This is a genomic window from Rhodospirillum sp. A1_3_36, assembly GCF_047263945.1.
In the GTDB taxonomy this organism is placed as follows: Bacteria; Pseudomonadota; Alphaproteobacteria; order Rhodospirillales; family Rhodospirillaceae; genus Rhodospirillum.
Genome location: NZ_JBLAVB010000003.1, coordinates 340,261 through 360,443, shown reverse-complemented (window position 1 = coordinate 360,443; position 20,183 = coordinate 340,261). Strand labels below are relative to the sequence as shown.

General features: G+C 62.4%; 21 protein-coding genes and 1 CRISPR repeat array. Of the genes, 11 read left to right on the top strand and 10 right to left on the bottom strand.

What is annotated here, in order from left to right; all coding sequences use genetic code 11:
* Window positions 1–25: 25 nt before the first annotated feature.
* Window positions 26–175: a hypothetical protein gene (locus ACLIRY_RS09245; RefSeq protein ID WP_413205083.1), complete on the bottom strand. Its 150-nt coding sequence runs from the start codon at window positions 173–175 to the stop codon at window positions 26–28.
* Between the two features lie 580 nt (window positions 176–755).
* Here ACLIRY_RS09245 and ACLIRY_RS09240 point away from each other — a divergent pair.
* The gene (locus ACLIRY_RS09240) at window positions 756–2,024 is read left to right on the top strand and encodes a threonine ammonia-lyase (RefSeq protein ID WP_413205082.1); all 1,269 of its coding nucleotides are present in this window, start codon (window positions 756–758) and stop codon (window positions 2,022–2,024) included.
* 383 nt (window positions 2,025–2,407) lie between these two features.
* Here the strand turns inward: ACLIRY_RS09240 and ACLIRY_RS09235 are convergent, their stop codons facing one another.
* From ACLIRY_RS09235 to ACLIRY_RS09225, 3 genes are all read right to left on the bottom strand, one after another.
* Entirely contained in the window at window positions 2,408–2,599 is a 192-nt protein-coding gene (locus ACLIRY_RS09235) for a CCE_0567 family metalloprotein (protein ID WP_413205081.1), read from the bottom strand.
* Between the two features lie 308 nt (window positions 2,600–2,907).
* Window positions 2,908–3,564, bottom strand: a complete 657-nt coding sequence (locus tag ACLIRY_RS09230) for a chemotaxis protein CheD (protein WP_413205080.1) — start codon at window positions 3,562–3,564, stop codon at window positions 2,908–2,910.
* A complete protein-coding gene (locus ACLIRY_RS09225) occupies window positions 3,561–4,715 on the bottom strand; it encodes a pentapeptide repeat-containing protein (RefSeq protein WP_413205079.1) in 1,155 nt (384 codons plus the stop codon). Before ACLIRY_RS09225 ends, ACLIRY_RS09230 begins: the two co-directional genes overlap by 4 nt.
* A gap of 101 nt (window positions 4,716–4,816) precedes the next feature.
* On the opposite strand from ACLIRY_RS09225, the gene ACLIRY_RS09220 reads away from it, so the two are divergent.
* Window positions 4,817–5,662 (top strand): hypothetical protein, encoded by an 846-nt coding sequence (locus tag ACLIRY_RS09220; protein WP_413205078.1) that lies wholly within the window; start codon window positions 4,817–4,819, stop codon window positions 5,660–5,662.
* Here ACLIRY_RS09220 and ACLIRY_RS09215 read toward each other — a convergent pair.
* The 3 genes from ACLIRY_RS09215 to ACLIRY_RS09205 form a co-directional block, all read right to left on the bottom strand.
* Window positions 5,637–6,821, bottom strand: coding sequence for an MFS transporter (locus ACLIRY_RS09215; RefSeq protein ID WP_413205077.1), 1,185 nt, complete (start codon window positions 6,819–6,821; stop codon window positions 5,637–5,639). The genes ACLIRY_RS09220 and ACLIRY_RS09215 overlap by 26 nt on opposite strands.
* 61 nt (window positions 6,822–6,882) lie before the next feature.
* Window positions 6,883–7,902, bottom strand: a complete 1,020-nt coding sequence (locus ACLIRY_RS09210; protein WP_413205076.1) for a GlxA family transcriptional regulator — start codon at window positions 7,900–7,902, stop codon at window positions 6,883–6,885.
* Window positions 7,903–8,290: 388 nt separating this feature from the next.
* Complete coding sequence (locus ACLIRY_RS09205) at window positions 8,291–9,220, bottom strand: LysR substrate-binding domain-containing protein (RefSeq protein WP_413205075.1); 930 nt, start codon at window positions 9,218–9,220, stop codon at window positions 8,291–8,293.
* A 254-nt stretch (window positions 9,221–9,474) separates the two neighbouring features.
* Here ACLIRY_RS09205 and ACLIRY_RS09200 point away from each other — a divergent pair, with 254 nt between their 5' ends.
* The 8 genes from ACLIRY_RS09200 to ACLIRY_RS09165 all read left to right on the top strand — a co-directional run bounded on the left by ACLIRY_RS09200 (window position 9,475) and on the right by ACLIRY_RS09165 (window position 15,469).
* The gene (locus ACLIRY_RS09200; RefSeq protein ID WP_413205074.1) at window positions 9,475–10,047 is read left to right on the top strand and encodes a UbiX family flavin prenyltransferase; all 573 of its coding nucleotides are present in this window, start codon (window positions 9,475–9,477) and stop codon (window positions 10,045–10,047) included.
* Complete coding sequence (locus ACLIRY_RS09195) at window positions 10,044–10,604, top strand: 2-amino-4-hydroxy-6-hydroxymethyldihydropteridine diphosphokinase (protein WP_413205073.1); 561 nt, start codon at window positions 10,044–10,046, stop codon at window positions 10,602–10,604. Before ACLIRY_RS09200 ends, ACLIRY_RS09195 begins: the two co-directional genes overlap by 4 nt.
* On the top strand, window positions 10,601–11,377 hold the full coding sequence (locus ACLIRY_RS09190) for an SDR family oxidoreductase (protein WP_413205072.1): 777 nt from the start codon (window positions 10,601–10,603) through the stop codon (window positions 11,375–11,377). Before ACLIRY_RS09195 ends, ACLIRY_RS09190 begins: the two co-directional genes overlap by 4 nt.
* Before the next feature lie 352 nt (window positions 11,378–11,729).
* Window positions 11,730–12,470: a GntR family transcriptional regulator gene (locus ACLIRY_RS09185; RefSeq protein WP_413205071.1), complete on the top strand. Its 741-nt coding sequence runs from the start codon at window positions 11,730–11,732 to the stop codon at window positions 12,468–12,470.
* A complete protein-coding gene (locus tag ACLIRY_RS09180) occupies window positions 12,467–13,261 on the top strand; it encodes a transporter substrate-binding domain-containing protein (protein ID WP_413205070.1) in 795 nt (264 codons plus the stop codon). The genes ACLIRY_RS09185 and ACLIRY_RS09180 overlap by 4 nt, the downstream gene beginning before the upstream one ends.
* 177 nt (window positions 13,262–13,438) lie before the next feature.
* On the top strand, window positions 13,439–14,110 hold the full coding sequence (locus tag ACLIRY_RS09175; protein WP_413205069.1) for an amino acid ABC transporter permease: 672 nt from the start codon (window positions 13,439–13,441) through the stop codon (window positions 14,108–14,110).
* The gene (locus ACLIRY_RS09170) at window positions 14,107–14,766 is read left to right on the top strand and encodes an amino acid ABC transporter permease (protein WP_413205068.1); all 660 of its coding nucleotides are present in this window, start codon (window positions 14,107–14,109) and stop codon (window positions 14,764–14,766) included. The genes ACLIRY_RS09175 and ACLIRY_RS09170 overlap by 4 nt, the downstream gene beginning before the upstream one ends.
* Window positions 14,744–15,469 (top strand): amino acid ABC transporter ATP-binding protein, encoded by a 726-nt coding sequence (locus ACLIRY_RS09165; protein WP_413205067.1) that lies wholly within the window; start codon window positions 14,744–14,746, stop codon window positions 15,467–15,469. The genes ACLIRY_RS09170 and ACLIRY_RS09165 overlap by 23 nt, the downstream gene beginning before the upstream one ends.
* 250 nt (window positions 15,470–15,719) lie before the next feature.
* Window positions 15,720–16,085: direct repeats of the CRISPR family, unit length 36 nt; unit sequence ACTCTACCATGACCGTGTGGGACGGGGCCATGGAAC.
* A 13-nt stretch (window positions 16,086–16,098) separates the two neighbouring features.
* Here ACLIRY_RS09165 and ACLIRY_RS09160 read toward each other — a convergent pair.
* From ACLIRY_RS09160 to dctP, 3 genes are all read right to left on the bottom strand, one after another.
* A complete protein-coding gene (locus ACLIRY_RS09160; protein WP_413205066.1) occupies window positions 16,099–17,373 on the bottom strand; it encodes a TRAP transporter large permease in 1,275 nt (424 codons plus the stop codon).
* Window positions 17,373–17,891: a TRAP transporter small permease gene (locus tag ACLIRY_RS09155; RefSeq protein ID WP_413205065.1), complete on the bottom strand. Its 519-nt coding sequence runs from the start codon at window positions 17,889–17,891 to the stop codon at window positions 17,373–17,375. Before ACLIRY_RS09155 ends, ACLIRY_RS09160 begins: the two co-directional genes overlap by 1 nt.
* Before the next feature lie 168 nt (window positions 17,892–18,059).
* The gene (dctP, locus tag ACLIRY_RS09150) at window positions 18,060–19,064 is read right to left on the bottom strand and encodes a TRAP transporter substrate-binding protein DctP (protein WP_413205064.1); all 1,005 of its coding nucleotides are present in this window, start codon (window positions 19,062–19,064) and stop codon (window positions 18,060–18,062) included.
* Between the two features lie 180 nt (window positions 19,065–19,244).
* On the opposite strand from dctP, the gene ACLIRY_RS09145 reads away from it, so the two are divergent.
* Complete coding sequence (locus ACLIRY_RS09145) at window positions 19,245–20,168, top strand: isocitrate lyase/PEP mutase family protein (protein WP_413205063.1); 924 nt, start codon at window positions 19,245–19,247, stop codon at window positions 20,166–20,168.
* Window positions 20,169–20,183: the final 15 nt, after the last annotated feature.

Below are 20,183 nucleotides of genomic sequence, written 5' to 3'. Positions count from 1 at the left end.
ATGGGGGCGCCAAGAGGCGCCGTCTTCACTCTTTGCCGTCTTCGCCCTGACCCGTCATTCCGTCAGAGACCACACCCCGAACATAGGAGACATTGCGTCGCTTGAAAGCGACAGCCATCACAGGTTCGGTACATTCGCTCAAATCACCAATAAAATTTAGATCAAACAGGATCATCCAATTGAAGCCCGAAGAAACCGTTGAAAACCCACGGTGTACGGCACTCCACTGCGACCCGGTCTAGTGGAAATAGGGTAAAAAATCAGAATGTAGCCTATCAAACTCCCCCCCTTTTGGAAAGAAATCCGAGAGTGAATCGCAACGCCCCCCAAACCCTCGAAGGGCTGAAGGCTTATGTCATCGCAAGGGAGGGGAAAAAAAATGGCGGGACAATCCAACCTGTGGATCGTCCCGCCCGATGAAGCCGTCCGAAAGTCGTCTCCCGGCAGGCGGCGGGGAAGTGCGGTTCGGAACCGCCAGGAAACCAAACTTTGGTTCGAGCAGCTATCACCAGAAAGGTGGCCCCTCCAAACTCTTCACAGGAAAGAGACCTTGGAAGGAACAGAGATCGACCCTATCTTTGCATCCGATGTGCCAACTGCTTGGAAAAAGAATATAACAACAAAAACAATGAATTATAATATTCCTCAGATATTCAGCCGACCCGCGTTTCGCAAATATTTTCAAAATGCGAAGCAATCGGAGGATGTTACTGCTACCACCTCCCTCCCTCCCCCCATCCCAGTGGAGTTCCCCCATGCCCGTGGACGCGCCTCACTCTTCTCCCTGGCCTCCCACCGAAACACCGGAACCACCTCCGACCCTTGCCGACATTCAGGCTGCGGCACGGGTTATCGGTCCTGCCATTCAGCGCACACCGACTCACCTGTCCCGAACCCTGTCGGCCCTGACCGGTGCCCGGGTCCACGTGAAATTTGAAAATCACCAGTTCACCGCATCCTTCAAGGAAAGAGGAGCGCTCAACCGCCTGAACGCTCTGAGCGACTCGCAACGGGTCTGCGGTGTCATCGCCATGAGCGCAGGCAACCATGCCCAGGGCGTGGCCTACCATGCCAAAGGCATGGGGATTCCCGCCGTAATCGTCATGCCCGAGGACACCCCCTTCGTAAAGGTCCAACACACCCGCGCCCATGGCGCCCGGGTTGTACTGGAGGGAGAAACCGTCGCCGAGTCCCGCCAAGCGGCCGAGCGCATCGCCGCGGCTGAGGGCCTGACCTTGATCCACCCCTACGACGACCCCCTGATCATTGCCGGTCAAGGCACCGTGGCCCTGGAAATGCTGGAGGACGCCCCGGACCTGGAGGTCCTGGTGGCTCCGGTCGGAGGAGGGGGACTGTTGGCGGGCATGGCCGTCGCCGCCAAGGGAATAAAGCCGGAGATCGAACTGATCGGCGTCCAATCCGCCCAATACCCGGCCGCCCATAACGCCCTCAAGGGGCTTCCCCGCCCAGCGGGTGCGGTGACGGTGGCCGAGGGCATCGCCGTCAAAGAACCGGGATCGCGAACCCTGCCCCTGTTGCGGCGATTGGTGTCTGACATCCTTCTGGTCGATGAACCCGCCATAGAAGCTGCCATCAATCTCTATTTCACCGTGGAAAAAACCGTCTCGGAGGGCGCCGGAGCCACCCCTCTTGCCGCCCTTCTGGCCGAGCCAGAGCGGTTCAAGGGCCGCTCGGTCGGTTTGGTCCTGACCGGTGGGAACATCGACCCCAGGATCATGGCCTCGGTCATCATGCGCGGTCTGGTGCGCGAAGGCCGTATTGCCCATCTGTCCATTCAAGTGGGGGACCGCCCTGGTCAACTCGCCAAGGTCGCGACGGTCATCGGCGCGGCCGGCGGCAACATCGTCGAGGTCCGCCATGAACGGTTGACCGCAGATATCTCCGTTAAGGCCACGGAGCTGAGGGTGATCCTGGAAGCCAGGGACCATAGCCACCTGACGGAAATTCTCGACGCCCTCAATGCCGCAGGTTTATCTGCCCAACGCCGGGACTTCTCCAGTTAATCCCTCCCAGAGGCGCGCACCACACAGCCCCCCCGGCCTTAGAGTATTCCGAGATCAAGTTGGGTCGCGAAGATACTCTAAAATCTATATAATGAGAGTGAAACTGGATCAGCTTGACTCAAGCTGATCCAGTTTCACTCTAGAGCATCTCGCCTGATCTATAGATCCACAGTACAAGACAGTGTCTCGTCTTTTTTGGGCGATTGCCCAAGCCCATTTGGGGGCATATGCCCCCAAACCCCCATTTTTCTTTTATCAATAAGAGCCCGGGGTCTGGGGCCTTTCGGCCTCGGCCTCGCCAAAAAGGGGGGGGACGGGGCAAAGCCCCGTGACGGGAAACACCCCCTACCCTGTGCCCTGCTATCAATCACTCTGGTTCGGCTTTACCCCAAGGCCTTCAGTTCGGCTCGCTTGGCCTCCAGAGCTTCATAAGCCTTATAGGTGGCCTCCGCCTGCTCCTTGATCGTTTGCCAACCGATGGGCAACTCCTCGGACAGGTCGTGCAGGTCCATCTTGGATTGAGTGGCGCGGGCGCTCAATTTCTTGATCTCGGCTTTCAGCTCTTCAGCACTCATCTCTTTATCCCCTCTTCGATCATCCATTGGCTCTGGTGTCCGCCAGGACACGGCCCCTCCCGCATCCCGGCAGAAAGCATTTTGGACCAAATTAGTCCCATATGGAAGAGGGTTATTCTTATCCGCCAAAAAAATGCGGCTTTCTCACTTTGTCAAAAACCGCTGTGATATCGAAGACACTCCAGAGCATATTGCGTGAAATGTGATTCACGCAATATGCTCTAAACCTCCGACATTGAAGCAAACCGTCATGCCTACGGTGTGCGTTCCGCCCGTCACAATCTGTTCCAGATTGCTCGGGATTTGCTCTAATCCCAGATCTCCACCGCGCCATCCGCTTCCAGGCGCATGATCGGCGAGCGGCGAAGCTCCAGCGCGGTCGCTGCGGGGGCTCTGCTGTCGTCGAGAACCATGACCCGGGCCTTTCCGGTAACCGGGAAATATTGGACCCGTCGTACCTGCCGCCCACCGGTGATTCGTTCTGAAACGGGGATCCCCCAGTCCTCCAGGTAGCGATTGATGAACGCCAGAGTGCGCGGCCCAGCCGCAGAGTCATACCCTTCCCGAACAGCGCCTCCGAAAACCTTGGCTTCCAGGCGAGTCTTGCGACACCCCCGCTTTTCCAGTTCCACGAACAGGCGTTCCAGCAGATGGGCCCCGTAGCGTTCGATGAAGACACTCAAGTCCTGTTCGTCCGATGGATCGCCCCCCGGTTCCGGATCGGCAGCGGGTAATAGAAGGCAAACCATACCGCCGATATTGCGCTTGGGATCCCGACAACACAGGGAAACGCTGGATGCCACTTCTGCAGACAGAACCTCGTCCGGGGCTTGGGACACATGGTGCTCGCCCCGCTGAACCCGGACGATAATCACTCCCGTGCGCGGATCCAGGACCCGGCGGCGCGGTGGCGCGGGGGAAGACTGGCCACCAGGAGACTGGGCTTTAGGGGACTTTCCCGTCATGGTATTTCTTCCCCATCGGGGGGCGAGAGCAGCTTGTCCCGTCCCCAGGCATCCGTAAAATCCGTCGATACGATCCGCCCTTTGGCGGTTCCGCCCCCGGCCAGCAACTCGGCTTCCCCTGTCCGCGCCCCCCTCAGGTGAGCCCCGGTCAGATCCGTATCCTTCAAGCTGGCCCCGCGCAAATCCGCGTCCCGCAGATCTGCTCCGGTCAGCACGGCACCAGACAGGTCGGCCAGAACAAGACTGGCTCCGCGCAGGGAGACCCGGGCGAGGAAGGCCCCTGCAAGATTGGCCCCGGCCAGGTTGGATCCGGACAGGTCCATGCCGGACAGATCCATGCCGGACAAATCGGCCGCCGTGCCCGCCCCATTCATCAACCAAGCAAGATGTCGTTCCAGAGCCTTACCCACCAGGGCTTGCTCCACCTCGCCCTTTTCGGGCAGGACAGCGCCTTCAAGCAGGGCCCCCACCAAATCGGCTCCGGCAAGGCTGGAGGTTCCCATATCCACACCGGACAGGTCAGCCAAGGACAGGCTGGCACCACTGAAGTCCGTTCCGCCAAGGTTGGCGCCCACCAGACGGGCGCTTCGCAGGTTGGCATTGGCCAAGGTGGCCCCATTCAGAGTCGCACCCGACAAGTCGGCGCCACTGCAATCCGCTTCGGCCAGATTGGCATGGTCCAGGCGGGCGTTGGACAGGATGGCGCCGGACAGGTCCGCCCCCGTGGCATCGACACCGGTGAGATTCGCCCCGGAGAAATCGGCCCCGGACAGGTCCTGGGGCACCGACTTTGCCTCTCCCTCCCCATCGAAGCGCAAACCCCGACGAAAATTCTGCCCGGTCAGGTCGCATCCGGCGAGCTTCGCCCCAGTCATCGAGACCCCGCGCAATTCGGCCTCAGCCAAGCGCGCGCCCCGCAAATCCGTGCGGTCGAGCTTGGCCTTGAATAAATCGGCCCCGGTCAGATCCGTCTGGGCGAGATTGCAGCCCGACAGATCCGCTTCCCTGAGGATAACCTGACGCAGATCCGCGCCCCAAAACCCATGACCGCGCAGATCCTCACCTGACAAATCGGCACGCTTCCCGTCCCGCTCTCCGGCGAGCCAGCGGCGGTGTGCTTCTAGGGACCTGAGAAGAGAGACTTTATCCATGGATCACGGGACTGTTGCGGGACTCCGTGAGTATAGCCAAGCATTGATCCCGCGCCAAAGCGGAATCCGGAAAAGTAGCGTTTCCGGCCGGACGCTGGCCCATGTCCGAGGGTTTCCGGCATCCCCTCGCGCAGGCCCGCTTCCCGCAAGGGCTTCTCCGTCGCTTCGCCCCCCCAGGCACAGGGGAAACCTCGGGAAAACACTCCGGCAGCGCCATCGGCAAGGGGGCCCCTCCGGCCAAGGTCATGGATGACCATCACAGCAACCGAAAAGACCTTGAAATCGCCACGACGAGGGCAGACCCTTGCACCATGATTCGGGTGCAACGCCTTGTGGGCGCCCTCTTCGCGGCCACACTCCTTCTCGCTGCCGCCTGTGCTCCCCCCATGGAGCAGGCGCTGATGACTGCTTATGTGGATCCGGGCACGCCCAAAAGCCTGGCGGGCTTGACCCTCGCCATCCGGCCCAGGGGCGCCCAGGCTGCAAGCCTGGAATGGGATCGGGCCCGGAGTCGTTTGGCCGGAGAGCTCCAGGCCATGGGCGCGACGATCTTGGAACAGAATGGAACGGATATCACCCCAGCTCCCTGGGTGGTATCCTTCACCCATGGCACCGACGGCCCCCTCTTGGACACCTATGAACGCCCGGTGATGGTCGGACGCCTCCGGCCCGGGCGGCCCCCCTTCTTCGAGGATCCCTGGGAAAGCCGGACCTTCACCCGGACCGTCTATCGCCATTGGCTGGTTATGACCTTGCACAACGGAGCAGACCTGGGAGACCAGGACCCCGGCGATCTGCGTCCGGTCAACGAGCTGCGATTGGAACGACAAGACCTCTCCCCCGATGACCGCGCCGCCTTGCCCATCCTTCTCCGCGCGGCGGCCCGCACCTTCCCTGGTCAGGAAGGCCCTCCCTCTGTCATCAGGGTTCCCCCGCCGACTCAGTAACGGTTCGCCCGGTACCGGACAATTGAAACCATGCGACCAGCGCCACCAACACCAAGACAGGCGCAACCCCCATATTGATAAGAGACCAACCCGCACCGGCCAACGCCGCACCCGAGGCGAAGGACGCCGTTGCCGCCATGGCCCCATTGGCCAGTTCCATGAGACCCTGGGCATTGCCCCGCTCCTCGGGAGTGTGAGCCTTCCCAAGCAGGGTCGTTCCGGCCACCATCATCAAATTCCACCCGATACCAAGGAGAAGGGATGACAGCAGGAAATATCCGAACTCCAGCCCCGTGAGGGCGACGCCGACACTCGCCATGAGAAGCAGGCCTCCAACCAGAGCAACAGCGACGGGACCCAGTCGGTCCACCAGACGGCCACTCACGAACCCCGGTAGAAACATCCCCAGGACGTGCCACTGGATGACTTCAGCCGACTGGCTGAGGGGAAAGGAGCAAAAGGCCATTGCCAAAGGTGTTGCGGTCATCACAAGGATCATGACCCCATGCCCACTCGCCGTGATCAAAAGGGCCGCGCGGATCCCCGGTCGGGCCAGCAGGGCCTTCGCCGCGGACCATCCTCCGACATGATTGCCAGGAATGCGCCCCTCCGGTGCGGCAATCAAGACCAGGACACCCAAGCAGGCCAAGCCCGCCGTAACAAGATAGGCTCCCTGGAACGGAAAGGCCGTCAGATCCCGGGACCAAACGGCCAATGTGGGGCCAAACAGGGCGGCAACCACCCCCCCGGCAAGAACAAAGGCCGTGGCCCGCCCGGCCCGATCCGGCGGCGCGGCATCCACCGCAGCAAACCGGTAGAACATGGCCGAGGCCTGATAGGCGCCAATCAAGGCCGCCCCTAAACAAAACAGAGGAAAATTCCGCCCTTCCACGGCCAAGGCCGCGATCAAAGCGCCACCACCCCCCGCAGCCGCGCCAAACAGGAATCCAACCCGGCGACCATGGCGTTGCATGAAAATCGACAGGGGATGAACCGAGAGCAGGGATCCCCCCACCAGCAAGGCAACGGGCAGAGTGGCCAAGGCGGGGATCGAGGTCAATTCCCTCCCCACCAGGGTCGTCACGGTGATACCGATAATCGAACAACTCCAGTATAGCGCCTGGGCGACGAACAGAATGACATGCGGGGAGCGGATCACGGGCAGATCTCCTCCGAAGGGAAAAGGGACATCAGAGTTGGCGGTGGGGCCAGAGGCGGAACTACGGTGCCAGTGTCGACCCAAAGCGGGCGGCATAATCGCTGGGACCCACCCCCAAGTACCGGTGGAAGGCCCGCCGCATGGTTTCCGGATGGCCGAACCCCGCAGCCCGGGCCACAGCCCCCACCGAGGCATCGGGACCGGAGGCCGCCAATTCCGCCCGGGCTGCCTCCACCCGGACCCGCTCCACATAGGCCGCCGGGGTGGAGCCCAATTGATCGCGGAACAGGCGGGAAAAACTCCGGGTGGACATATTGGCCCGCTGGGCCAGGGCCTCCAGGGACAGGTCGGCGGTCAGATTGCCCGGGATCCAGGCCAGCAGCTCGGCAAGGCGGGGCGCCCGCTCCAGGGTCGGCTCCAGGAAGGCGGAGAACTGATTTTGCCCGCCCGGGCGACGCAGAAACATGACCAACCGCCGGGCCGCAGCCCGGGCCAGATTGGGTCCCACATCCGCCTCGACCAGGGACAGGGCAAGGTCAATTCCCGCCGTCACTCCGGCGGAGGTGAACAGATGCGGATCTCCCTCCGGCCCCGGGGTCGGCGCATGGGTGTGCAACCGGTCCCCCAGAACCCGCACGGCAGGATACTCCCGCTGCAATTGCTCCACCCGGCTCCAATGGGTGGTGGCTGGACGCCCGTCCAACAGCCCCGAAGCCGCCAGAACCAAGGCACCAGAGCAAATGGACCCCAAACGGCGGATCTGCGGTTCCAGATCCCGCAAGGCACCGAGCAGGACTCCGTCTGCTGCGGCCCCGTCGACGCCCCACCCACCGGAAACCAGCAGGGTGTCCAATCCCAGATCCGGCCAATCGGCAAGACCACCATCGGCGTGGAGGCGAAGGCCACTGGACGTAGTCACCGGACCGGGCGCGTTGGCGGTCAACAACACCCGATAGGCGGGCGGTTGCCCCCGTAGGGCCAATTCATCGTTGACCGAGGAAAACACCTGTAAGGGTCCCACTGCGTCGAGGATCATGGCCTGATCGAAGACATGGGCGGCAATGACGCGGATGGAGGACATGGGCGAGGTCCAAGACTGTTGGCGGAGACTGCCTTGAGACTCTGCCTGGACCTCCCCTTGGCGACAAGGCCAACAACCCCACGGATCCGGCCAACCGGATCAGGAGATACAGATCCGGCCAACCGGATCAGGAGACACAGATCCGGCCAACCGGATCAGGAGACACAGATCCGGCCAGAAAAGAAAAACCCCCGGGGTATGGGGTCCCGGGGGTGGACCATGGGCGACGAACAAGCCGTCACGTCACTTCCGTCCAAAGGTTGTGCCGGAAACAAAAACGATGGGTTGGAGGCCACTGGTCACGACATCAGGTCACCGATGGAACACCGCTCGCCGAGCACGAGACAAAGTGTCCAACATTCGGATCCGTATGGAAATCAATTCTTTCTCACCCGGTACTGAGAAATTTTTCATCCATAAAATACCCTTTATTTTTCATAACCTTAGCCTCCCCCTTCAGCCAAGCAACGAAGGCTTCGACCTCCAGATCGGGTCGAAGCAGCTCGCCGCGCACGACCCAAACCCCCGTGCCCGCGTCCACTGGGGTCCCAAAAATCGGTACCAGATGGCCGTTTTCCAGTTCGGGCGCCACATAGGGCAAGCGGCCCAGGGCGATTCCCAATCCCAACCGGGCGGCCTCGTAGGCCTGGGCATGGGTATCCACCATCAATCGGGGACCATCGGGGGGAACGGTGAAGCCCGTCAACTCGCTCCAGGCGGACCAGTCCCGTTCCACGGAGCTCAATTCGATCAGCCTTGCGCCCTCCAGGGCCAGAAGGCCAGGTTGCAGGGCCTGGGCCACATGGGGGGCCGCCACGGGGATCAGGCGCTCGCCGAACAACAGGTCCGACACCACCCCGGGCCACTCCCCCTTGCCCACCCGCAGGGCGAGATCGAAATCATCCAGGGGAAAGTCCACCCGCCGGTGGGAGGTGTCGATGGCCACGGTCAGGTCCGGGTTGGCCTCCAAATAGCGGTTCAGGCGAGGGAGCAGCCAGGTCAGCGACACCGTTGGCGCGCTGGAAATCCGCAGGATCCCCCGGGGTGCCCGCCCCGGCAGACTTTCCGTTGCCGCGCCCAGGGTCGACAGGGATTGCTCTACGGCGGTCAGATAGGCTTCCCCCGCCGGGGTCAGGACCGGCCCCTTGGGGGTGCGGGCAAAGAGCATGACGCCCAGCCAGTCCTCCAGGGTTTGCAATCCATGGCTCACGGCGCTGGGGGTCAGCCCCAATTCTTCCGCAGCCCTCTTGAAACTGCCGTGACGCCCCGCAGCCTCGAACAGGCGCAGGGTCGACAGAGGCGGCAAGCGATACCGCATTTCGTTCCTCCCTGGTCCCGGGCATTTTCGCCCTGGATTGTTTTTGCGTCTTGGTTGCGACAGTTTGCCTCGCCAGGCCCCATGTTTCCACAGGGGAAATCCTCAGACCTTTTCTCGCCCCGGTCGCCGCCTTTCACCCGCCTTTCCCCCTCCTTTCCCTTGGGGGCAAAACGGAATTTCATCCCACCGCACCTTGTTCCCACCGCTTGGGACCCCCAAGATTGGGGGGTGCCCTTTTTCCAACGGACCCCCCTATGAAGCGAGTCATCATCGGCATTTCCGGCGCCTCGGGCGCGCTTTTCGGCATCCGCGCGCTGCAGGTCCTGGCCCCCCTTCCCGACGTGGAAAGCCATCTGATCCTCTCCCCCGGCGGCGCCCGTACCTTGGCGGAGGAGACCGATTGGACGCCGGAGGCCGTCCGCAAGCTGGCCGACGTCTGCCATGCCCATGGCGATGTGGGCGCGCCGCTGTCCAGCGGGTCCTTCCGCGCCCATGGCATGCTCATCGCGCCCTGTTCGATCAAGACCCTGTCGGCCATCGCCCATTGCTACGACGCCGACCTGATGGTCCGGGCCGCCGATGTCTGTCTGAAGGAGCGTCGGCCCACCGTGCTGATGGTGCGCGAGACCCCACTGCACGCAGGGCACATCGACCTGATGGCACGGGCGACAGCCTCTGGCGCCGTGATCATGCCGCCGGTCCCCGCCTTCTACCACCGTCCGCAGACCATTGATGATATCATCAACCAAACCGTAGGCCGAGCGTTCGACCTGTTGGGGATCGAAACCGGAACCGTCCACCGATGGAAGGAGCCCCGAGACTCGTGAGTGACGGACTTTATATCGTCGGCTTCGGCGCGAACATCGATCCGGAACGGAACATCACCTCCGCGCTCGCCACGCTGCTCCACCGCTTCGGGAAAGTCCATGTCAGCCGGATTGCCCGCACCGCGCCCGTAGGTGTGCCCGGTGGCGCCTTCTTCCTGAACGGCGCCCTGGCCTTCCGCAGCCCCTTGGCGGAGCAAGACATGAAAACCTGGTTCAACGCCCTGGAAACCGCCCATGGCCGGGACCGGACCAGTCCCGACTGCAAGATCCTGCCCCGCCCCCTGGATCTGGATATTCTGCATCACCTCAAACGCGCCGAGGCTCCCCGTCGGGAGGCGCTCCCCCGCGACTCCTATGCCCGGCCTTTCGTCGAGGATCTTCTGGCCCATCTGGACCTTGCCCACCGCACAGCTTGGGATCCACCTCTGGATTGTGTCACTTTGATCGTCGCCGGGCACCGGGTCGGCGAGCGCTCTGTAACCTTGACGGCCCCCCCTTCCCCAGCGCCCCCGTCCCGCACTGCCTTCCCTTCCTCCCACCAGGACAGCTCCCCATGACAAAACCCAAGCTTCCCCCCGAAGACCGCCCTGCGGCCCTGGTCACCGGGGGCGCCATCCGACTGGGCCGGTCCATCGCGCTTGGCTTGGCCAAAGCGGGCTTCGACATCGCCCTGCACTACAACAGCTCGGAAGACGCCGCAGAGGAAACGGCTGCGGAGATCGGCCAGGAAGGTGTGGACTGCGTTCTCATGACCCACGACCTGAATGATATCAGCGGGCTTGACCGGCTGGTGGTAGAGGCAGTGGAGACCATGCCCCACCTGACAACCCTGGTGAACAGTGCCTCGGTCTATGCCCATGGCGACCTGCGGACCACGACGCCCGAGATGTTCGACGCCCAGATGACCGTCAACCTGAAGGCGCCCTTCTTCCTGACCCAGGCCTTCGCCAAACACCGGACCGAAGGGGTGGTGGTCAACATCCTCGACAACAAGATCGGCTTTAACCAGTACCAGTACGGCGCCTACCTGCTGAGCAAGAAGGCCCTGGCCGATTTCACTCGCATGGCGGCCCTGGAACTGGCGCCGGGGATCCGGGTCAACGGAGTTGCCCCCGGTGTGATCCTCCCGGCCGAAGACCGCGGGCCGGAGTACCTGGAATGGCGCCGCCAGGGCATCCCCCTGGAACGCACCGGATCGCCGGACAAGGTCACCCAGGCGATCCGCTATCTGGTCGACAACGACTTCGTCACCGGCCAGGTTCTGGTGGTGGATGGCGGCGAGAACATCGCCCACGAAGGGCGGAACTTCGCCGCCTTTCTGGAAGAGTGAGCGAAGGATGAGAGACGGCCAGCCCTCCCTTGGCGAGACTGGGGCCGAAAGGCCCCAGACCCCGGGGCAAAAAAAAGGGGGGCTTGGCGGCATTTGCCCCCAAATGGGCTTGGGCAATCGCCCAAAAGCGACGAAATGCACTTAAAGTCAGCATCTTTCCTTCCAGATTATAATCTAGCCATTTTTTCGCCCAAAAAATAATCACACCTCCCGCTTTCACAGAATCCCCTTTCCTCTCATCCTGCCCAACCTCCTGTAAAGAAACAGCATCCTCCCTATCCATGGAATTGGCACCGCACTTGCTTATCACCTTGCATTCAATCTTGTATGCAAGGTGATAAGCAGATTTCCGATGGAAAAACAGGACTTCGACATTGAGACCTTCATCATGGACGCGGTGCTGGCCGGCCGCCTTCACCCCGGGGCTCGCCTGGGGGAAGCGCCCTTGGCCAAGCTGTTCGGCACCTCCCGCACCAAGGTCCGCGAAGCGCTGGTGAAGCTTCAGACCCGCGGCATTGTCACCGTCAGCCCAAGGCGTGGCTGGTTCGTGGCGCAGCCCTCGGCGGAGGAAGCGCGGGACGCTTTTCACGCCCGCAAGATCGTCGAAACGGGTCTTTTGCTCTCCGCCCCCGGCGTGCCGGAGACCGCCCTGGCGGCCCTGCGCACCCATTTGGCCGCCGAACAGCGGTCCCTGGAGAGCGACGAGATCGGCACCCGCACCTGCCTTCTTGGCGATTTCCATATCATTCTGGCGAACCTGATCGGCAACGGACTGGTGTCCGACATCATCCGCGACCTCACCGCGCGCACGACCCTGATTTCCATGCTCTACCAGCCGAAGGATAAGGCCGAGCAATCGAGCCATGATCACGAAGAGATCCTGGCCGCCCTTGAGGACGGCGACCTCACCGCCGCAGCCGCCCTGATGAGCGCCCACATCGACCATGTGGAAAACGGCCTCAACCTCAGCGCGACGCCCGATCCCATGTCGGGCCTGCGCGAAGCCTTTTCGACCTTTACCGCGTCCGCCCCCAGGCCGGACAGCCCCCCAGGGATTCCCTCCCCCCTCGACAAGGAGACTTCAGGACCATGAATCGTAGAACGCTTCTCGGCCTCGCCGCAGGCCTCGCCGCCGTTGTTGGCCTGACGCAGGCTCCGGCCCCTGCCCATGCCGATGCCCTGTCTGACATCACCGACCGCGGAACCCTTCGCGTTGCCGTTCCCCAGGACTTTCCGCCCTTCGGCTCCGTCGGTACCGACATGTCCGCCCAGGGCTACGACATCGACACCGCCCGACTGATCGGCGAAAGACTCGGCGTCACCGTCGTTCTGACGCCCGTCACCAGCGCCAACCGCATCCCCTACCTGCAGACCGGCAAGGTGGATCTGGTCATCTCCAGCCTCGGCAAGAACCCCGACCGCGAAAAGGTCATCGATTTCTCCACCGCCTATGCGCCGTTCTACAACGGCATTTTCGGACCGGCAGACATCAAAATCGAATCGGCGGCGGATCTGGCCGGTCACTCCGTCGGCGTCACACGGGGCTCGGTGGAGGATCTGGAGATCTCCAAGCTGGTCGGTGATGACGTCGACATGAAGCGCTACGAGGACAACAACGGCACCATTTCGTCCTTCCTGTCCGGTCAGGTGGACCTGATCGCCACGGGCAACGTGGTGGCTGCGGCGATCCTCGCCAAGAACCCGCCCAAGCGGCCGGAGCTGAAGTTCCTGATCAAGAATTCCCCCTGCTATGTGGGCATGAACAAGAACGAACCCGCCCTGATGGCCAAGGTTGACGAGATCATCGCCGCAGCCAAGGCCGACGGATCCCTCGACGCCATTTCCGAGAAATGGCTGGGCTATCCGCTGCCCAAGGACCTCTAGATCACGATGAAATCAGGTCTGTTCGACCTGATTTCATGAACGTGACCTAGATCTTATGGTTAGAGCGGAATGAGGACGGAAAACCGGTGCCCACTTTTCCTCATTCCGCTCTAGGCATCCGTGTGGCCGGGCCACTCAAAAGAGCGCCCGGCCATCCTTTGTCCCCGGGGAGGCGACATGAGTTACCACTTCGATTTCAGTTGGATTGGCCCCTATCTGCCGGTCATCCTGAAGGGCCTATGGATCACCGTCGAATTGACCCTCGTCGGATCCGTTCTGGGTATCGGCCTGGGAACGGCCTGCGCCTGGACACGCTCCCTCGGTCCCGCCTGGGCGCGCCCCTTCGTTGCGACCTACGTGGAGCTCATCCGCAATACCCCGTTCCTGATCCAATTGTTTTTCATCTTCTTCGGCCTGCCCGCGCTTGGCTTGCGCATGTCGGAACTGACGGCGGCCAATCTGGCGATGGTCATCAATCTGGGCGCCTATAGCTGCGAGATCATTCGCGCCGGGATCGAGGCCACGCCCCGGGGTCAGTTCGAAGCGGGTGCCAGCCTGGGCATGAGCCCCTTCCAGGCCTTCCGCCATGTGGTGCTGATCCCCGCGCTCCGCCGCATCTGGCCGGCCCTGTCCTCCCAGGTCGTGATTGTCATGCTCGGGTCTGCGGTTACCTCGCAGATCGCTGCGGAAGACCTGACCTTTGCCGCCAATTACATCCAGTCGCGCACCTTCCGTGCCTTCGAGACCTACATGGTCTCGACGGTTCTCTATCTTCTTCTCGCCATCGGCTTGAGGCAGCTTCTGCGGGCCGTCGGCTGGACCCTGTTTCCAAGAAGGCAAAGCCGATGACCTCCTTCTCCACCTGGGACATCGTCAGCAATCTGTTGCTTGCGGCCCGCTGGACGGTTGTCCTCTCCCTGGTCTCCTTTCTTGGCGGTGGCCTGCTGGGCGCCGGGCTGCTCTTCCTGCGGATCGGACGGCGGCCGATCTATCGGACCCTGGCCAAGGGCTATGTGGAGCTGTTCCAGGGCACGCCGCTTCTGATGCAGTTGTTCCTCGCCTTCTTCGGCCTTGCCCTGTTCGGCATCGACGTTCCGGCCTGGATGGCCGCCGGGCTCGCCCTCATCCTGTGGACAGCCTCCTTCCTCGTCGAGATCTGGCGGGGCTGTGTGGAGGCCATCACCAAGGGCCAATGGGAAGCCTCGGCCAGCCTTGGCATGGGCTATACCCAACAGATGCGCCATGTGATCCTGCCCCAGGCCCTCAAGATCGCCATCCCCCCGACGGTCGGCTTTTCGGTGCAGGTGGTCAAGGGCACGGCCCTGACCTCCATCATCGGCTTCGTCGAGCTGTCCAAGGCCGGCACCATCGTCACCAACGCGACCTTCCAGCCCTTCACGGTCTATGGCTCGGTCGCCCTGATCTATTTCGCGCTGTGCTTCCCGCTGTCCTGGGCAAGCCGTCTGCTGGAAAGAAAACTCAATGTCGCTCATCGAAATCACTGAAGTTAAAAAGCGCTTTGGCGACAACGAGGTACTGAAGGGGATCAATCTCGACGTCAACCGGGGCGAGGTCATCGCCATCATCGGCAAGTCGGGATCGGGCAAATCCACCTTGCTTCGTTGCATCAACGGCCTGGAAGTCATCAATGACGGATCGATCCAGGTGGCGGGCGCCCAGCTCATGGCGGACGAAACGGCCCTGCGCACCCTGCGCCTTAAGGTCGGCATGATCTTCCAGGGGTTCAACCTGTTCCCCCACCTGACCGCCGGACGCAATGTGATGCTCTCGCAGACGGTGGTGAAGAAGACGCCAAAGGCCGAGGCGGAAACCATGGCCCGCAAGATGCTCGACCGGGTCGGTTTGGGCCATAAGTTCGACGCCTATCCCGAAGAGCTCTCCGGCGGCCAACAACAGCGCGTGGCCATCGCCCGCGCCCTGGCCATGGAGCCCATGGCCCTGCTTTGCGACGAGATCACCTCGGCCCTGGACCCGGAACTCGTGTCCGAAGTGCTGGCCGTGGTCAAGGAATTGGCCGAAGAGGGTATGACCCTGCTCATGGTGACCCACGAAATGCGCTTCGCCCGCGACGTCTGCAGCCGAGTGGTCTTCATGCACGAGGGCCGGGTCCACGAAATCGGCCCCCCGGACAAGATCTTCGACACACCGGAAACGCCGGAACTCCAACGGTTCCTGGGTATGATATGATGCCGATAGAGGGCGACGACGGGACAGACCATGGGGGCGCCGCCCCCAAACCCCCGCTGGCCCTATGGGGGCGCCGCCCCCAAACCCCCGCTGGGAGGTAGCGGCCTCCCAGACCCTCCAGTCCTGGTTTTTCCGCGCCAAAGTGCAGAGGTCACACGGATTTCAGCGAAAAAACGGGTCCTGACACCATGAACTTTGCACAAAAAAACGCCGATATATCCTTTAGAAACAAGGAGATATCGGCGCCTCCACTCTACCATGACCGTGTGGGACGGGGCCATGGAACGGGCCACACCGCATGGCGCGGCGGTGAGGGACTCTACCATGACCGTGTGGGACGGGGCCATGGAACTCCCTAGACTTGGCCGGGCCTTCGGGCTCGACTCTACCATGACCGTGTGGGACGGGGCCATGGAACGGATCGTCGGGGTCGTCCACGTACCCGCCTACTCTACCATGACCGTGTGGGACGGGGCCATGGAACCACCGGCTGTCTGTCCTGGCTGCATGGTCGACTCTACCATGACCGTGTGGGACGGGGCCATGGAACTGTCGCAAGAACACCGGCTGTCATGATCGGACTCTACCATGACCCTGTGGGACGGGGCAAAGCGCTCGCAGGGCTCCCATCACAAAGCGAACGGCAGATACAATGCGATCTCCGGCACCAAGGTAATCAACACCACAGCCACCAACATCAAGGTCAGGAAGGGCAGAACGCCCCGGGCGACCTCGGACATGCGGGCCTTGCCCACGGCCTGGATCACATACAGGTTCAAGCCGACCGGCGGAGTGATCAGCGCGCATTCCACCATGACGACGAAGAAGATGCCGAACCAAATGGGGTCCACATGCAGGGCCGCGAGGCTTCCCGCGAGGACCGGCACCATGATCAGCATCATGGACATGCTTTCCAGAACCAGCCCCATAACCAGCAGAACCCCGGCAACCGCCAGGATGAACAGCCCCTGGGTATCGATATTCGTCGCAATGAAGCTGCTGATATCCTGGGGAATGCGGTAGAGGGTGATCGCCTTGCCGAAAATCTTCGCTCCGGCGACGATCAACAGAATAGCAACCGAGGTGACCATGGACTCCTTGGCCGCCTCCCACAGGCCCTGCCAACTCAGGGTGCGCAGGACGAAGGCGGTGACCAGGACCGCGCCGATGAACCCCACCGCCGAGGCCTCCGTCGGCGTGAAGGCGCCCACATACAGACCGACGACAACGATCCCGGCCAACAGGATCGTCGGCAAGGCGCGCTTGAAGGTCCGCGCCCTCTCCTCCCAACTGGCCTTGGGCAAGGCTTGGTAGTCGGGGGAAAAGCGGGCAAACAGCATGGAATAGCCCATGAACAGGCCAATCAGCAGCAGCCCCGGTCCGACCCCCGCCAGGAACAGCGAGAGGATGCTTTCCTCGGTGATCACACCATAGATGATCATGGGAATGGACGGCGGAATCAAAATGCCCAGGGTTCCCCCTGCGGCCATCAGCCCCAGAACGAAGCGCTTGGGATAGCCCCGCGAGATCATTTCCGGAATGGCCACGGTGCCGATGGTCGCCGCTGTCGCCACGGAACTGCCGGAAATGGCCGCGAACAGGCCACAGGACAGGATGGTGGACACCGCCAGCCCGCCCGGCCAATGGCCCACCCAAGCCTGCACGGCGGCGAACAGATCCCGGCCCACACCGCCTTTGAGCAGCACGTTGGACATCAGCAGAAACAGGGGAACGGCGATCAACACGAAGCTGTCGAGCGAGGACAACAACGCCGTCGGCGCCATCAAGGGAGAAAATCCGCCGACCAGCAGCAGGCCCATGCCCAACCCACCCAGGGCATAGGCCACAGGGACACCGGCCAAAAGCACCGTGAACAGAACGGCGAGAATCGCAACGGTTTCCATCAGACCGCCCCTTCCGACGCGTCATCTTCATGGGACAGGTGAGACAGCGGTCCGCCCAGGGCCAGCCGCAGGATCTCGACCACCGCTTGCAGGGTCATCAACAGGCCGCCGATGGGCACGGCGATCTGCACAAGCCCCACGGGCAGGTCGATCATCGATCCGGTGGTCCGTCCGCGCTCCAGGGAATCCAAGGCGATGGGCGATCCATAGACGATCAAGCCGACGGCGAAGGCAATGACAAAGATCAGGGAGAGGATTTCCAGGACCCGACGCGGGCCGTCGCCCAGCAGTTCCAGGACCATGGTGATGCGGATATGCCGCCCGCCCTTGATCAGCCAGGAGGCCCCCAACAGCGTCCCCCAGACCAGGAACAGGCGGGAGAGTTCCTCCGCCCAGATCGTTGGGGCGTTGAACAGATACCGCCCCGCCACTTCCCAGCCCAGCATCACGCCAACGCCCAGGTATAAAACCGCCGCCACCCGGGCCAAAAGACCCGACAGCCGATCAATCATCTCCATGACCGGAGCACCTCAAATAGGGAACAAACATAGACCCCAGAGTATTCCGAGATCAAGTTGGGTCGCTTTGCGACCAAACTTGATCTCGAAGATACTCTAAAATCTATATAATGAGAGTGAAACAGGGGGCAACCGCAGCCGCCCCCCACCCCTTTTCCAGGGCAAAGGTTACTTACTGTCTCGCAGGGACAGGGCGGCCTTGTAGACCTGCTCGGCCAGGGGACCGGACTCTTTCAGCCAGGCATCGATGACCGGCTGACTGGCAGCCTGCCAAGCGGCGATCTCTTCCTTGGTGGGCTCGTAGACGGTCATGCCGTTGGCCTCTGCTTCCTTGAAGGCGTCGGCCTCCATGGTCGACACATAGTCCCGCACGGCCACTTCGGCATTGCGGGCCGCAGTGGTGATAATCTCCTGCTGGTCCTTGGGCAGGCTATTGAAGAAGTCCTCGTTCATCACGACGATGAATTCAATATCGGCGTTATTGGTGCGGGTGATGGTGTTCATCACCTCCCACAGCTTACGGGCCGACACACCAGAGATACCGGTCATGCCAATGTCCACGGTGCCACGCTGGTAGGCCAAATACTGCTCGGACCCGGAAATCAGGGTCGGTGCGCCACCCAAGGCCGCCGTCCAGGTTCCGAGAGCCTTGGAGAAGACCCGGGCCTTCTTGTCCTTCATGTCCTCGGGGCCCTTCAGGGGAGCATCCTTGGTCAGCAGAATATTGCCGCCATAGGCCTGCCACCACAGGACCTTCGACCCGGTTTTGGCAATGGCCGCGTCCAGGGGCGCGCGCACCGGCGAGCCCGGCGCAGTGGCCTTGCGCACCAACTCCTCGGAATTGAACAGGAAGGGCATAAAGAAGACATCCACCGCCGGGATATCGCCCACATAGCGGGTCAGCGAAGCCACGCCCGCTTCAATCTGGCCCTGGCCGACGGCCTGGGGCACTTCGCTGTCCTTGAACAGTTGGGCGGAGTCGTAGATTTGCACCTCCATGGCGCCCTTCGACTTGCTCTCCACCTCTTCCTTGAACATCAGAAGGTTCTGGCCAAGGTGGCTTTTCATGGGCAATTGCAGACTGATGCGAATGGTCGTCTCCGCCGCCTGAGCCGAGAAGCTGGAGGCCACCAGCAGACCGGCGCCAAGCAGGCCGCCAATAAACTTGTTCATGAACGTCTCCCGTAACGGAATGGGCACCCAGAGGGGGCCACCCCTTATCTCTTCCTTGAACGCAAATGCTTTCGGGACAGCCTCCCTTTGCCAGGGCGATCCGTCGCGCTTACCATGTGGTCATCATTCCCCTTTCGTCAACGTCACGATGTCTCAGATCAACATATTGGATCCAGTTCCATGTCCCCTACGCCCAGTCCCGCCGCAACTTTGCGCGCCCTGCTTGCCCAACCCACCTGCCACACCATGCCCTGTTGTTTCGACGGCCTGTCAGCTCGGTTGATCGGGTTGGCCGGGTTCCCTGTGACCTTCATGAGCGGATTCGCCGTCTCTGCCGCCCGCCTGGGCGCGCCGGACACCGGACTGATCAGCTATGGCGAGATGGTTGATCAGGCCCGGGCCATCACCCAGGCCACCCCCATCCCGGTGATCGGCGATGGCGACACGGGATACGGCAATGCCGTGAACGTGAAACGCACCGTACGGGGCTACGCCCAGGCGGGCCTCGCGGCGGTCATGATCGAGGACCAGTTGGCCCCCAAACGCTGTGGCCATACCCAGGGCAAGCTGGTGGTCGACCGGATCCAGGCCCGGGACCGGATCCGCGCCGCCGTGGACGCGCGGGAGGAAGCCCGGGCGGCCGGGGCCGACATCCTGATCCTGGCCCGCACCGACGCCCGCCATATCCATGGTCTTGACGAAGCCCTGGCCCGCGCCCAGGACTTTTCGGAAGCCGGAGCCGATATTCTCTTCGTCGAAGCGCCCACTTCCGTGGAGGACATGCGGACCATCACCCGGGAGGTTCCGGGCATCCACATGGCCAATATGCTGGAAGGTGGCGCCACCCCCGTTCTGCCGCCCGCCGAGCTGGACAAGCTGGGATACCGCCTCGCTGCCTATCCCTTGACCCTGCTGTCTGCGGCGGTGAAGGCCATGCAAGGGGCGCTGGAGGACCTGTCGGCCCAGCGGGATCCGGGGAGCCGCCTTCTCCCCTTCGAAGACTTGCGCGCCGCCGTTGGTTTCCCCGAGTATTATGCCGAGGAAGCCCGCTACGCCGACGCCCGTCCGGCCAATCCGCCCCCGGTGTCGCCCCCGAAAGCCTGACCCCTGGGCGTGAGT